The sequence below is a fragment of the Anaerofustis stercorihominis genome, assembly GCF_024623185.1.
Taxonomy (GTDB): Bacteria; Bacillota; Clostridia; order Eubacteriales; family Anaerofustaceae; genus Anaerofustis.
Genome location: NZ_JANJZK010000007.1, coordinates 67678 through 82341, shown reverse-complemented (window position 1 = coordinate 82341; position 14664 = coordinate 67678). Strand labels below are relative to the sequence as shown.

Sequence of the window (14664 nt, the reverse complement as noted above, 5' to 3'; positions counted from 1 at the left end):
TTACCTGCTAGTGTTTACTTCAATACTTCCATCATTGTTTATTGTAAATCCGATATTTCCGTTAAGATCCGTTCTGTAGACTTTAACATTATATTTATCCAGTCTGTTTAAAGCGGACTTAGACGGATGGTCATATTTATTGTCTTCTCCCACACCTATCATTGCATATTCAGGCTTAGAAGATGTCAATAATTCTTTGCTGGTTGCTTTATGACTTCCGTGATGAGCAACCTTTAAAATATCTATCTTACCTATCCTCGGAATCAATTTAAGCTCTGTTTCTTTAAATATATCTCCCGTAAACAAAACTTTCCTTCCGTTTGTCTTTAACATGCATACCGCATCGGAATTATCCAAGTCCTTCAAAGACATATCCTTTGTGGGAGACAAAAAGTTTATACTGCTTCCCTTACCGAGACTTATCTTGACACCGCTTTTAGCTTCTTTAAAGTAAAGATTTTTCTCTTTTACTTTATTTATCATCTTTTTAAATGTAGCGGTATTATGTGTCATTTTAGGCATATAAATATTTTCTACTTTAAAATTATCGAGTACACCTGTCATTCCCCCTATATGGTCGGAATGAGGGTGAGTCAAAATAACATAATCTATTTTCTTGATCCCTCTCTTTTTAAGATGAGAAACCAAAATATCTTTATGCTCGGTATCTCCGGTATCTATTAGTATATTCCCAAAACCGGAATTAGAAATCAAATAGCTGTCGCCCTGACCTACATCTATATCTTCAACTAGGGTCGAACCGTCTTCTATTTCTGATATGTAATCATCCCCGCTTACAAAAGAATATAAATCCTGTAAATCAGAACTGCAGGCAGCAGTCATAAAAGTTAAAACTACTGCCAGCAATATTATCATTATTTTTTTAGTTTTAGTCATTAGTTACCTTTTTTATCTTGCAATATCGTTTCTGAAATAAGCTCCGTCATAAGAAATCTTATTTACTTCGTTATATACTTTTTCTCTCGCTTCATCCAAGGTTTCACCTACTGCACAAATGTTAAGGACTCTGCCTCCGTTTGTAACGATATCTTCGCCTTCTCTTTTCGTTCCTGCATGAAATACTATAACATCTTCGCTTACTTTATCAAGTCCGCTTATTACTTTTCCGTTTTCATAGCTTTCAGGATATCCTCCGGAAACCATAACCACACAGACAGAAGATTCATCAGACCATACGATATCGTCTTCTTCAAGGATACCGTCTGCGGTATTGAGCATGATATTCGCAAGGTCGCTTTCAAGTCTTAACATTACGACTTGTGTTTCCGGGTCGCCGAAACGAACATTGAATTCAAGGACTTTAGGTTCTCCGTTTTCAACCATAAGACCAATGAAAAGCACTCCTTTATAGTCCAGTTCTTCACTTTTAAATCCCTTTATGATAGGGTCTAAGATCTTTGTCCTGACTTTTGCATTTAGTTTATCGTCAAAAATCTTGTTTGGAGAATAGTTGCCCATACCACCTGTATTTAGACCTTCATCATTATCGTAGGCAGGCTTATAATCCCTTGCACTTTCCATAGGGATTATTTTATTGCCGTCAACGAAACAAAGTGTGGAAAGTTCGGTTCCCGTTAAAAATTCTTCGATAACGACACTGTTTCCGGAATCTCCGAATACTTTGTCGACCATAATGTCTTTTAAAGCATTAACAGCCATTTCCCTGTTTTCGCAGATTATAACGCCTTTGCCTGCAGCTAACCCGTCAGCTTTGACAACCACAGGAAAACCGAAGTTTTCAAGGTTTTTCACACCTTCTTCATATGTGGTGACTTCCAAATATTTAGCTGTAGGTATTTTATATTTTTCCAAAAATCTCTTTGTAAGCCCTTTGCTTCCTTCAAAAGCCGCGCACTTCTTATTGGGACCGAAAACTTTAAGACCTTCTTTTTCAAATTCATCCACAATACCCATGACCAATGGAAGTTCGGGACCTATTACGGTAAGACCTATTTCATTTGTCTTGGCAAACTCTTTAAGAGAGTCTATGTCGTCAACTTTGATATCTACGCATTCCGCGATATTCGCTATCCCCGCATTACCGGGTGCACAGAATACCTCCGTGACCAATGGACTTTGCTTTAATTTGTAAACTAATGCGTGTTCCCTGCCACCGGAACCAACTACTAAAACTTTCATTTCAATTTCTCCTTTTATGAATGTTTAAAATGTCTAACTCCTGTAAATACCATGGCAATACCATATTCATTACAAGCTTTTATAGAATCTTCATCTCTTATCGAACCGCCGGGCTGGATTATAGCGGTTATGCCTGCTTCATAAGCAGCTTTTACACAGTCGTCAAATGGGAAGAATGCATCGGATGCGAGGACCGCTCCCTTTACGCTTTCTCCGCCTTGTTTAACGGCATTTTCAAGTGCCCATATCCTGCTTACCTGACCGGGACCGTTGGCAACGAGTATCTTATCTTTTGCTATTGAAATAGCATTAGACTTCGTATGCTTAACTGCTTTCCATGAGAAAATCAAATCCTGCATTTCTTTATTCGTAGGCTGTCTTTTAGTAACCACTTTTAATTCATCGCTTAAAAGCTTGGTATCTCTTGCCTGCATAAGAAGCCCGCCCATAACTTTCTTAATATCTTTGCCTTCCTGATTGTGTTTTATATCATCAAGCTGCAATATTCTTATATTTTTCTTCTTTGTAAGTATCTTTAAGGCTTCATCAGTATAGCTTGGAGCAACGACTACTTCAATAAAAATATTGCTGATTTGAAGAGCTGTTTCTTCGTCTATTTCTTCATTTGAAGCGATTATACCACCAAATATGGACTGAGGATCCGCTTCATAACATTTTTTAAATGCAACTGCGATAGAAGCATCTGAAGCTATCCCGCAAGGATTTGCGTGTTTTACCGCTACTATGGTTGGTTCATCGCTGTATTCCTTTAATATCTCAAGTGCACCGTTGGTGTCGTTGATGTTATTATAAGAAAGCTCTTTACCGTGAAGCTGTTTTGAAAGAGGAAGAGAACCTATCATAGGACGTACTTCTTTATAAAAAACAGCGTCCTGATGAGGATTTTCTCCGTATCTCAAGTCCTGAGCTTTATCATAGCAAAGGGTAAGAGTTTCGGGATAAGAATCATCTCCTACCTGTTCTCTCAAATAACTTGCTATTAATGTATCATAATAACTTGTCGACATAAATACTTTTTTAGCTAAATTTAGTTTTGTATCGTAAGAAACTTCGCCTTTTTCTCTAAGTTCACCTAAAACGACATCGTAATCACTCGGGTCTATCACAACAGCAACATCTTGGAAATTTTTAGCGGCAGCTCTAAGCATCGTAGGTCCGCCGATATCTATATTTTCTATCGCTTCTTCAAAAGTACAGCCTTCTCTTAAAATTGTATTCTTGAAAGGATATAAGTTTACAATTATCATATCTATAGGTTCGATAGATAAATCAAATAAATGCTGCATATGTTCTTCGTTATCTCTTTTTGCGAGAAGACCTGCCATAACCCCGGGATGAAGAGTCTTTACTCTTCCGTTCAAACATTCGGGGAAACCTGTAACATCTTCAACGGAAATAACTTTTATGCCTTCTTCTTCCAGTGTTTTTTTAGTTCCGCCCGTAGAAATTATTTCTACTCCCATTTCTTCGAGTTCTCTTGCTACATCTACTATGCCCGTCTTATCAGAAACGCTTATAAGTGCTCTTTTAATCATTGGTATATCTCCTTAATAAAATCTGATTTATTCTTTAATATATACTATCCTGCCTTTTACCACAAGCTTATCCAAACAGAATAAACTTACCGCCTTAGGCAAAATCATGTGTTCAACTTCCAAAACTCTCTTTTGTAATATCTCGGGAGTATCTTCGGTAAATACAGGGACGGTGCCCTGGATTATTATGGGTCCGGTATCTGCTCCTTCATCGGCAAAATGAACGGTAGCTCCGGTTATCTTTGCACCGTAGTTAAGTACAGCTTCGTGTACCTTTATCCCGTAATACCCCTTACCGCAGAAAGAAGGTATCAAAGAAGGGTGTACGTTGATTATCTTATTTTTAAATGTTTTGGCAAATGAAGGAGGAAGGATTTTCATAAACCCTGCAAGAACTATTAAGTCGATATTTCTGTTTAACAGTTCTTCTTTTATTTTATCCGCAAATTCTTCTCTGGTTGGATAGCTTTTATTATTTATAACCAAAGTATCAATATCTGCATTTTTGGCTCTTGTTAGTCCGTACGCGTCATCTTCATCGGAAATAACAACATCTATTATCCCGTCTTTCTTATGTACTTTATCTATTACGGCTTGAAGATTACTTCCGCCTCCGCTTATCAAAACAGCGATTTTCTTTAAAGACATAATTCGATCTTCTCCTCGCCTTCGGTTACTTCTCCGAATACAACCGGTTTTTCACCTAAACTTTCAAGCTCTTTGACCGTCTTATCCACATCTTTGTCATCAACAACAACCGCAAACCCGATACCCATATTGAAAGTGGAGAACATTTCTTTTCTGTCGATTTCGCCTTCTTTTGATATCAAATCAAATATAGGAAGTACATCTACTTTTTTGGTATCTATTTTAGCACAAAGTCCCTTAGGAATAACACGAGGGATATTTTCGACAAATCCGCCGCCCGTGATATGGCACATACCTTTGATATCTACTTTATCAAGCAAAGGAAGGATACTCTTTACGTAAATCTTTGTAGGAGTCAAAAGTGCTTTTCCTATTGTGGTACCAAGACTTTCAACGTAAGTATCCACTTCATAGCCTTTTATATCAAAGAAGAGCTTTCTTAATAGAGAATATCCGTTGCTGTGAGGACCGCTTGAAGGAAGCCCGATGATTTTATCACCGGCTTTTATATTTTTGCCCGAGATAAATTTATCCTTGTCCACAACACCTACGCAAAAACCCGCAAGGTCATAATCTTCTTCTTTATACATTCCAGGCATTTCGGCGGTTTCACCGCCTACCAATGCGCATTCACCCTGTTTGCAGCCTTCGCTTACACCTTTGACTATAGCTTCGATTTTTTCGGGAAAGTTTTTTCCGCAGGCTATATAATCAAGGAAGAATAAAGGTCTTGCACCGTGACATAAAATATCGTTGACACACATTGCGACAAGGTCGATACCCACAGTATCGTGAATATCCTGCTTATGAGCAAGTACGAGTTTTGTACCTACCCCGTCGGTACCGCTTATAAGTACCGGTTTTTTATATCCTTCGGGAAGCTCAACCGCTCCTCCGAAGCTTCCAAGACCGGTAAGTACATATTCACTGAACGTTTCCTTAACGTGTTTTTTTATAAGTTCAACACTTTCATAACCGGCTTCTTTATCCACACCGCTGTTTTTATATGTTAATTTTTCCACTTTATTTACTGCTCCTTACCTGTTCTTCTTTAAAAGGCACTTCCATAGGATAATCTCCGTTGAAACATGCCATACAGTAACCTTTATCAAAATCGGCAACCGTTTGCTTAAGTTCATCTATCGTTAAATAATATAAAGAATCCGCACCTATGAAATCTTTGATTTCTTCCATAGATAGTTTGGAAGAAATGAGCTTATCTCTGTTCGGTGTATCTATACCGAAGAAACAGCTATAAGATGTCGGAGGAGAAGCAACTCTGAAGTGGACTTCTTTAGCACCGGCTTTTTTAAGTTTATCGACTATCCTCTTTGAAGTAGTACCTCTGACTATAGAGTCGTCTATCAAAACTACGCTTTTTCCTTCAACGTTTGACCTTAAAACATTTAGCTTTATATCGACACCTTCTTCACGCATAGACTGAGTAGGCTGAATAAAAGTCCTTCCGATATATCTGTTTTTGATAAGACCTACACCGTAAGGAATACCGGACTCTTCCGCATATCCTATCGCAGCGGAAACTCCGCTGTCGGGAACCGCCATTACAACATCCGCATTTATCTTGCCTTCGTCTACCTTTGCAAGGAGTTTTCCAGCTCTGGCTCTGGATTCATGAACTTCATCGCCGTCAATCAAACTATCGGGTCTTGCAAAGTATACGAGTTCGAATATACATCTTCTCGGTTTAGCCCAGCTTTCAATTTTGTAGCTTTCTATATTCTTATCGCTTATAACGATTATTTCTCCCGGTTCAACGTCTCTTACAAACTTGGCGTTTATAGCGTCGAGCGCACAAGATTCGCTGGCTAGAGCGTAACCGCCGTTATCCAGCTGACCTAAGCATAAGGGTCTTAGTCCGTAAGGATCCCTTACACCGATAAGCATATCACCCATAGTAAGGACGAGAGCATATGCACCTTTAACTATTTGTCCTACTCTTTTAAGAGCCTCTACTATACCGAATTTATAGTTTCTCGCAATCAAGTTTGCGATAACTTCGGTATCCGAACTGGTCATGAATATTACACCGTCGTCCTGAAGCATATTTTTTATTGCGTCGGCATTTACAAGGTTGCCGTTATGAGCAAGGGCTATCTGCCAGTCTTTGCAGTTTACCGTAAGAGGCTGAGCGTTTTTGATATCGCTGTCCCCTGCCGTGGAATATCTTACATGTCCTATGGCAATATCGCCTTTTTGCTTCCTTAACTCTTCGGATGTGAATACATCTCCAACAAGCCCCATTCCTCTGTGCTGAGTGATTTCGGTATCGTTGTTTACTGCTATACCGCAGCTTTCCTGTCCTCTGTGCTGAAGAGCGTAAAGTCCCAAATATACATATGCCGCAGTATTTTCGGGGGTATCCTGAAGTACTCCCATTACACCGCATTCATCTTTAAATTTATCTGATTGATACAAAGTTATTTCTCCTTATTTTTTATAAGTATTAAAGATTAAAACCAATTATTTACTTATTCTGTCCAAAACTTCTTTATATGTTTCTTCAACATCACCAAGGTCTCTTCTAAATCTGTCTTTGTCCATTTTTCTGTTTGTATCTTTATCCCAAAGTCTGCAAGTATCAGGAGAGATTTCATCAGCTAAAACGATTTGTCCGTTATATCTTCCGAATTCGATTTTGAAATCGATAAGTTTTAGATTGCTTTTCATAAAGAATTCTTTTAGAAGTTCATTGATTTTAAAAGTATAATCTTTTATAGTTTCGATTTCTTCTTTTGTAGCAAGTCCCATTGCAAGTACATGGTAGTCATTGATCAAAGGATCGTCGTATTTATCTTCTTTATAACAGAATTCGAATACTGTAGGATCAAGCTCCATTCCTTCTTCCAAACCTAAGTTTTTACAAATAGAACCCGCAGCAACATTTCTGATGATTACTTCAACAGGCACGATTTCAACTGCTTTTACAAGCTGATGTGTGTCGTCAAGCATTTTAATAAAATGTGTAGGAACACCTTTTTCTTCAAGCATACCAAAGATAATGCTCGTCATCTTATTATTTACTACACCTTTATTTGAAATAGTATCTTTTTTCTTTCCGTTGAATGCTGTCGCGTCATCTTTATATTCGATGATATATTCATCTTTCTTGTCGGTCTTAAATACTTTTTTTGCTTTTCCTTCGTATAACATTTCTAATTTTTCCATTTTAAATACTCTCCTTAAATTCTTTCTTGTAACTTTCTATCTTTTTCAACAACTTCTTTTTCCATTGTTACTTTATATTCTTCAAGCTTCTTTTCCAAGTCTTTATCTTTTAGGGCAATCATTTGAATAGCTAAAAGAGCCGCATTTTCCGCACCGTCAACCGCTACCGTTGCAACGGGTATACCTTTAGGCATTTGAACTATGCTGAGAAGCGAATCCATACCGCCCATCAAAGATGTCTTTATCGGTATACCGATAACGGGAAGAGTAGTCATAGCCGCCAAAACTCCGCCTAAATGAGCAGCTTTACCTGCCGCCGCAATGATAACATCAAATCCGTTTTCCTTTGCATTTCTCGCAAAGTCTTCCGCCTGCTTCGGAGTCCTGTGTGCGGAGATCACTCTCGCTTCATATTCAACACCGAAATCCTTTAATACTTTTAAACCTTTTTCAACAACTCCTAAATCGGAGTCGCTTCCCATTATAACTGCTACTTTACCCATTTTTCTCTCCTTTTATTTAAAATATTCAACACCGCTAAGGAATATATTTTGTTCCATTTCACCATAGATATTCTTATATAGGTTTGTGCCTTTTCTTTCACTATGTCCCATTTTACCCAAGATCCTTCCGTCAGGAGATGTTATACCCTCTATGGCGCATACACTTCCGTTTTGGTTTACTCTAGGAGAAGAGGATAAGTTTCCGTCTGCATCTACGTACTGAGTTGCGACCTGTCCGTTTTCTATAAGTGAAGAGAGCACTTCATCGTTACATACAAACCTTCCTTCTCCGTGTGAGATAGGATTTATGAAAGTATCTCCTACCTTTACGTTTTTGAACCAAGGCGATAAGTTTGAAGCAACTTTTATATAAGATATATTCGCAATATGTCTGTTTGTTAAATTAAATGTAAGCGTAGGACTGGTTTCGTCCAAATCCCTTATTTCTCCGTAAGGAACAAGACCCGTCTTTATAAGTGCTTGGAAGCCGTTGCAAATACCGAGCATCAAACCGTCACGTTTTTTAAGAAGATCCATGACAGCGTCTTTTATTCTCTCGTTTTTAAATACGCTTACAATGAATTTAGCCGAACCGTCGGGCTCGTCTCCCGCAGAGAAACCTCCCGGAAGAGCTATCATTTGTGAGCTTTTTATTCTTCTTTCAAGTTCTTTTACGGAATCTTCGATATCATTTTGAGTTTTATTTTTAAATACGAATATATCGCTTTCAGCCCCTGCTTCATTAAAAGCTTTTGCCGTATCATATTCGCAGTTGTTACCCGGGAATACGGGAACGAGGACTTTCGGAGAAGCAATACTCGTCTTTCTTGTGATTATGCTTCCCTTTGTATATTTGATTTCTTTAGCTTCTGTTTCAACACCGCTGTCGATTGGGAATACACCGGTTAGAGGATTTTCCCATTTTTCTATCAAGTTATCAAGGTCTAATTCTTCATTTCCTACCCTGATAATTCTTTCTTCTATTGTTTTACCCAGTAAAACAGCATTCTTGTCACTTAATTTTTCGCTTGTTTCGATTATTATGTCACCGTAGTTTTTAGCATAAATATCATAATCACTATCTGTGAATTCAAAACCTATTTTATTACCGAAGCACATTTTTGATACCGCTTCTGCGACTCCGCCTACGGTAATGGATTTACTTGATTTTACTTTTCCTTCTTCGATCAACTTATGAACCAAATCAAAAGCACTTCTTACGCTGTCGTAGTTTGGAGTATTGTTTTCGGTTTTATCTATTTTTATTACATATACATTATTACCTGCATTTTTAAAGTCACTGCTTACGACTTTATTTGCATCCACGACACCGACCGCAAATGAAATAAGTGTAGGAGGGACATCTATATCTTCGAATGAACCCGACATACTGTCTTTCCCGCCTATTGCGGGAGTATTAAGTTCAAGCTGAACTTTTAAAGCACCGAGAAGTGCTATGAAAGGTTTAGCCCATCTTGTTGGGTCTTTTCTTAGTCTTTCAAAATATTCCTGGAATGAAAGTCTGAGTTTCTTATAATCGGCACCAATGCTTACAGCTTTCGATACTGAAGAAAGCACCGCATAAACCGCACCTATATATGGATTTTCACTTAAAAGCTCAGGGTCGAAACCGTTGGTCATAACCGTAGCCGTAGTGGTATCGCCCTTTTCAAGAGGAACTTTTGAAACCATTCCGTCCACTTCGCTTAACATATATTTACCGCCGTAAGGCATCAAAACATTGTTTGCCCCGATAGTGTTGTCAAAATATTCGACAAGACCCTTTTGAGAACAAGCATTGTGATTTGTGAGTATGTTTATAAAGTTTTCTTTATGAGATTTGTTTTTATCAGCTAAAGAAGTTATTTCATCGGAAGTTTTTCCAACTTTTATCGAAGCATTCTTGCTTGCTCCGTTAGTATCCACAAAGCTTCTCTTGATTTTAAGTACTTCTTCGCCGTCTTTTGTCATTACGATATTTCCGTCGTCCGTAACCGTAGCGACCTGTACCGCTTCAAGGTTTTCCTTTTTAGCGGCTTCGATAAATTTATCTTTATCTTCTTTTGCGATTACGACAGCCATTCTTTCCTGAGACTCGCTTATTGCGATTTCCGTAGCGTCCAGTCCGTCATATTTTTTAAGAACACTGTCGAGATTTATATTCAAACTGTCTGCAAGCTCTCCTACTGCAACACTTACGCCGCCTGCTCCGAAGTCGTTACATTTTTTTATCATCTTCGCAACTTCATCTGTCCTAAACAGTCTTTGAAGTTTTCTTTCTTCTATAGGATTACCCTTTTGAACTTCACTTCCGGCAGTAAGTACTGATTTCTCGGTGTGCTCTTTTGATGAACCGCTGGCGCCGCCGATACCGTCTCGTCCCGTTCTTCCTCCAACGAGGATTATAACGTCTCCCGGGTCGGAAGTAAGTCTTTTTACGTTTTCTTCTTTAGCCGCAGCTATAACAGCCCCGACTTCCATTCTCTTTGCTACATAATTCGGATGATAATATTCTTTGACCTGCCCTGTTTGAAGTCCTATTTGGTTTCCGTAAGAAGAAAAACCGTGGCATGCCCCTGTAGTTATCTTTCTTTGAGAAAGTTTACCCTTTAATGTTTTATCGTAAGGAACGGTAGGATCCGCACTTCCCGTTACTCTCATAGACTGGTAAACATAAGCTCTTCCGGAAAGCGGGTCTCTGATAGCGCCGCCGAGACAAGTTGCGGCACCCCCGAAAGGCTCTATTTCCGTAGGGTGATTATGTGTTTCGTTCTTGAACATGATTAGATATTTTTCGTCTTTACCGTCAACATCAACTTTGGCTCTAATACTGCATGCGTTGATTTCGTCGCTTTCTTCAAGGTCGGGAACAAGTCCTCTGTCCTTTATTTCTTTTGTACCTATCACAGCCATATCCATTAGCGTAACAGGCTTGTTTTTTCCCGCATATAATTTATCTCTAAGGGATAAGTATTCATCATAAACCGATCTTATTTCATCGTTTACTCCGCCTTCTTCGATTTGAATATCATTTAAATGAGTTGAGAAAGTAGTATGTCGGCAGTGATCCGACCAGTATGTATCAAGAACTCTGATTTCCGTCAAAGTCGGATTTCTCTTTTCGTCGTTTTTGAAGTATTCCTGAATGAGTTTTAGGTCATTTATATCCATGGCAAGACCCATTTCATTCAAAAGGTTATTTAAATAATCTTCATCTCCGTCTGTAAATCCTTCTATTATCGGAGTCTTTTTAACTTCTACTTCTTCTTCGCTTAAATCTATCTTACTGTTTACGTCAACTTCCCTTGAATCAACTGGATTTATAAGATAATTCTTTATTTCATCTAAGTCTTTATCCGTTATATCTCCCTCAAGTACATATATCCTTGCATTTTTGATTTTTAAATCTTTATTGGACATTATAAGATTTGCACATTGTTCTGCAGAATCTGCCCTTTGATCGTACTGTCCGGGAAGATATTCAACACCGAAAATCTTAGCTCCGTCAAAACTAGGTAGTTCATCAATAAATACATCATCTACATTTACTTCGCTTAGAACATTTTTAACAAGGTTATCAAAATGTTCCTCACTGTCCGCAAGTAAGTCATAACGATTGAATATACTGAGTTTGACTAAACCCGATATATTAAGATTTACTTTTAAGTCTGACAGCAAATTTGCACCTGAAGTGTCAAATCCATCTTTTTTACCTATAAATACTCTTTTTATCATCTTTTACTCCAAATCATGTAATAATATTAAAAATTTTATAACTTTTTATGTATTATTTAATAATACCACATTTTTATAAAAAGTAATTAGTCTTTTTATACTTTTTTATATAAAAAACTATAAAATCCTGTTATAAATCAGACAATTTCTCTTAAATAAATTTTAATATAACATGTGTCACATAGTGTGTTTTATAATAAAAGAAATACGCTAAATTTTACAATAAATCACAATTTTTTTCAATGTTTTTAGGTTTTTAATTTTATGTAAAATAAAGAATAAAATATAAATTCGATGTTAAAAGAGAAGTAAGGGGCGCGGAATCTGCGTTAGCAGGCGTAGTGCCCCGAAATATGAACATCCCCTCCTCATATTATAAAGGAAGGGATAAATAAAATTATTCAGTATTATACGCCTAGTTTGCTTTCTCTGATAAGTTCTGTATCAGTGAAGTTATGAGATGGTGAATATCCGGGTATTGGCATTATATTTTCATGAAATGCGTCTACTATCCACTCAGGCTGAGGGAAGAATGTATGGTCAAGTTCATGTGCAGGTGTTATCCAGTTTTTAGCTCCCACTACTACAGGAGGTCCGTCCAAATAATCGAATGCAAGTCTTGTTATGTTACTTGCCATATCCTGAAGATGTGAACCTCTGGTTACCGCATCCGATGCGAGGATTATCTTGCCGGTTTTCTTAACAGATTCAATAACAACTTCATAATTGAAAGGAACAAGGCTCCTTGCGTCGATTACTTCCGCACTTATACCATATTCGCTGAGTTTATCCGCAGCTTCTATTGCGGTATATAATGTAGGTCCTATCGTAAGTATCGTTACATCGGTTCCTTTTCTCTTTATGCTCGGTTCACCGAATTCCACTTCGTAATACCCTTCGGGAACTTCCGCTTCAAATTCTTCGCCTTTATCGTACATCTTTTGGCTTTCAACGAATATTACAGGGTCGGTTCCTCTTAGGGCAGAATTCATAAGACCTTTTGCGTCGTAAGGAGTATTAGGATAAACTACTTTAAGTCCCGGTATATGTGTACAAAGTCCGCTCCAGTCCTGAGAATGCTGCGCACCGTATTTGTTGCCCACAGGAAGTCTTAGTATTACGGGTATCTTAAGTACTCCCGCACTCATTGCGTGCCATTTAGCCATTTGATTGAATACTTCATCTCCGCATCTTCCGATGAAATCGGCATACATAAGTTCAGCTATGACTCTTCCGCCCGCCATTGCATATCCTACTGCGGTACCTGCTATGGCTGCTTCAGAAATAGGAGAGTTAAATAGTCTGTGATAAGGAAGTGCTTCCGTAAGACCTCTGTATACGGCGAAGGCTCCGCCCCAGTCACGACATTCTTCGCCGTACGCTATTAACGTAGAGTCATTTTTATATCCTTCCAGTATAGCCTCAAATAAGCCGTCTCTGATTTGGAATGTCTTATTCTTGGACACTGCTTTTCCGTCTTTATCATAAGCAGACCTTACTTTTCTTGATATGGCATTTACTCTCGGATTATCTTCAAGGTTTATCTCTGGAGTCCTGCTTTCATCTCTGTTTACTATTTTTTCATCACTGAACATGATGTTTTCCATAAGTTCTGGATGATTATCCAAATCCATTCTAGGAGAGATTTCAGGGTCTATGGAAAGTTTAACGGCTTTTTTGATATCTTCTCTTACTTTTAGTTCGATATCTTTTAAATCTTTTTCGTCGCATATACCTGCTTCAATCATTTGATTTCCGAAATCGATTATTGAATCCTGAGCTTCCCAAGCGGCAACTTCTTCTTTTGTCCTGTATGTAGAAGCGTCTGAAGGAGAATGTCCGGTAAACCTGTATGTAATCACTTCAAGCAGAACGGGACCTTCGCCGTCTTCCACTATCTTTCTCTTTCTTCTGTATGCGTCTATTACCGCAAGAGGATTGTATCCGTCTACTCTTTCCGCGTGCATTTGGTTAGGAGTCACTCCCGCACCAAGTCTTGCCACCATATCGTAAGCCATGGTTTCGCCTTTTGTTTGTCCACCCATTCCGTAGCTGTTGTTGAATACATTGTATATTATAGGAAGTCCGCCGTTATATCCCTCTTCCCAAAGTCCTCTTAGCTGGTCCATACTCGCAAAGTTCATTGATTCATATACGGGACCGCAGCCGATTGCTCCGTCTCCGCAGTTGGAAATTACTATACCTTTTTTCTTGTTGGCTCTTTTAAATAGTGCCGCACCCGTTGCTATAGGAGCGGAACCTCCTACTATGGCATTGTTGGGATAAAGTCCGAAAGGCAGGAAGTAAGCATGCATCGAACCGCCTAGACCTTTTGAAAATCCCGTTTCTTTTGCAAATATTTCAGCAAGGAAACCATAGAGATAAAAGTCTCTTGCTATTTCTTTTACGTCATCAGTATCCGTATTTTCTTTTATTATCTTATATATCTTTCCTTCATCGAATTCTTCCATGATTTTAATAAGTTCTTCATCGCTTAATTTTTCTATTGCGGAAAGACCTTTAGCCAAAACTTCTCCGTGGGCACGGTGAGAACCGAAAGAAAAATCGTCTATTGTAAGGTCGTAAGCCTGACCTACATAAGCCGCTTCCTGCCCTATTGCAAGATGCGCCGGTCCCGGGTTATTATATTCCATACCTTCGTAGCTGTTCGTGGTCTTTATCAGATTGAGCATCGTTTCAAACTCTCTTATGTACCACATATCTCTGTAAATCCTCTTAAAATCATCTTTAGAGAATTCATCTGTAACATCTTTAACTTTCTTTTGATACTCGTTAACTTTTATATTTTCAAACTTTATTTCGCCCTTTTTTCTCATTTCATTAGGGTCTACAAATATGCTTTTAGTCATTTTTAA

Annotated in this window: 10 protein-coding genes; all 10 read right to left on the bottom strand. The window is 38.3% G+C overall.

Annotated elements, in window-relative coordinates:
- Window positions 1-897: a ComEC/Rec2 family competence protein gene (locus NSA01_RS05665; protein WP_257480532.1), complete on the bottom strand. Its 897-nt coding sequence runs from the start codon at window positions 895-897 to the stop codon at window positions 1-3.
- Window positions 898-909: 12 nt separating this feature from the next.
- Window positions 910-2160 carry a phosphoribosylamine--glycine ligase gene (purD, locus tag NSA01_RS05660; RefSeq protein WP_007049909.1) on the bottom strand — a complete coding sequence of 417 codons (1251 nt, stop codon included), beginning with the start codon at window positions 2158-2160 and terminating at the stop codon, window positions 910-912.
- 14 nt (window positions 2161-2174) lie between these two features.
- On the bottom strand, window positions 2175-3716 hold the full coding sequence (gene purH / locus NSA01_RS05655) for a bifunctional phosphoribosylaminoimidazolecarboxamide formyltransferase/IMP cyclohydrolase (RefSeq protein WP_257480531.1): 1542 nt from the start codon (window positions 3714-3716) through the stop codon (window positions 2175-2177).
- A gap of 27 nt (window positions 3717-3743) precedes the next feature.
- Window positions 3744-4364: a phosphoribosylglycinamide formyltransferase gene (gene purN / locus NSA01_RS05650; protein ID WP_257480530.1), complete on the bottom strand. Its 621-nt coding sequence runs from the start codon at window positions 4362-4364 to the stop codon at window positions 3744-3746.
- Window positions 4355-5386, bottom strand: a complete 1032-nt coding sequence (gene purM, locus NSA01_RS05645) for a phosphoribosylformylglycinamidine cyclo-ligase (protein ID WP_257480529.1) — start codon at window positions 5384-5386, stop codon at window positions 4355-4357. The genes purN and purM overlap by 10 nt, the downstream gene beginning before the upstream one ends.
- Before the next feature lies 1 nt (window position 5387).
- Complete coding sequence (gene purF, locus NSA01_RS05640; protein WP_007049913.1) at window positions 5388-6806, bottom strand: amidophosphoribosyltransferase; 1419 nt, start codon at window positions 6804-6806, stop codon at window positions 5388-5390.
- Window positions 6807-6845: 39 nt separating this feature from the next.
- Entirely contained in the window at window positions 6846-7550 is a 705-nt protein-coding gene (gene purC, locus NSA01_RS05635; RefSeq protein WP_007049914.1) for a phosphoribosylaminoimidazolesuccinocarboxamide synthase, read from the bottom strand.
- Window positions 7551-7564: 14 nt separating this feature from the next.
- Window positions 7565-8053, bottom strand: coding sequence for a 5-(carboxyamino)imidazole ribonucleotide mutase (gene purE, locus NSA01_RS05630; RefSeq protein ID WP_007049915.1), 489 nt, complete (start codon window positions 8051-8053; stop codon window positions 7565-7567).
- A gap of 12 nt (window positions 8054-8065) precedes the next feature.
- Window positions 8066-11788, bottom strand: a complete 3723-nt coding sequence (locus tag NSA01_RS05625; protein ID WP_257480528.1) for a phosphoribosylformylglycinamidine synthase — start codon at window positions 11786-11788, stop codon at window positions 8066-8068.
- A gap of 407 nt (window positions 11789-12195) precedes the next feature.
- Window positions 12196-14658: an alpha-ketoacid dehydrogenase subunit alpha/beta gene (locus NSA01_RS05620; RefSeq protein WP_257480527.1), complete on the bottom strand. Its 2463-nt coding sequence runs from the start codon at window positions 14656-14658 to the stop codon at window positions 12196-12198.
- Between the last annotated feature and the right edge of the window lie 6 nt (window positions 14659-14664).

Bases quoted from the DNA above. Each gene is read 5' to 3' on its own strand.
- purE (WP_007049915.1), bottom strand. From the start codon at position 8,053: ATGGGTAAAGTAGCAGTTATAATGGGAAGCGACTCCGATTTAGGAGTT.
- purC (WP_007049914.1), bottom strand. From the start codon at position 7,550: ATGGAAAAATTAGAAATGTTATACGAAGGAAAAGCAAAAAAAGTATTT.
- purD (WP_007049909.1), bottom strand. From the start codon at position 2,160: ATGAAAGTTTTAGTAGTTGGTTCCGGTGGCAGGGAACACGCATTAGTT.
- NSA01_RS05625 (WP_257480528.1), bottom strand. From the start codon at position 11,788: ATGATAAAAAGAGTATTTATAGGTAAAAAAGATGGATTTGACACTTCA.
- purN (WP_257480530.1), bottom strand. From the start codon at position 4,364: ATGTCTTTAAAGAAAATCGCTGTTTTGATAAGCGGAGGCGGAAGTAAT.
- purH (WP_257480531.1), bottom strand. From the start codon at position 3,716: ATGATTAAAAGAGCACTTATAAGCGTTTCTGATAAGACGGGCATAGTA.
- NSA01_RS05665 (WP_257480532.1), bottom strand. From the start codon at position 897: ATGACTAAAACTAAAAAAATAATGATAATATTGCTGGCAGTAGTTTTA.
- NSA01_RS05620 (WP_257480527.1), bottom strand. From the start codon at position 14,658: ATGACTAAAAGCATATTTGTAGACCCTAATGAAATGAGAAAAAAGGGC.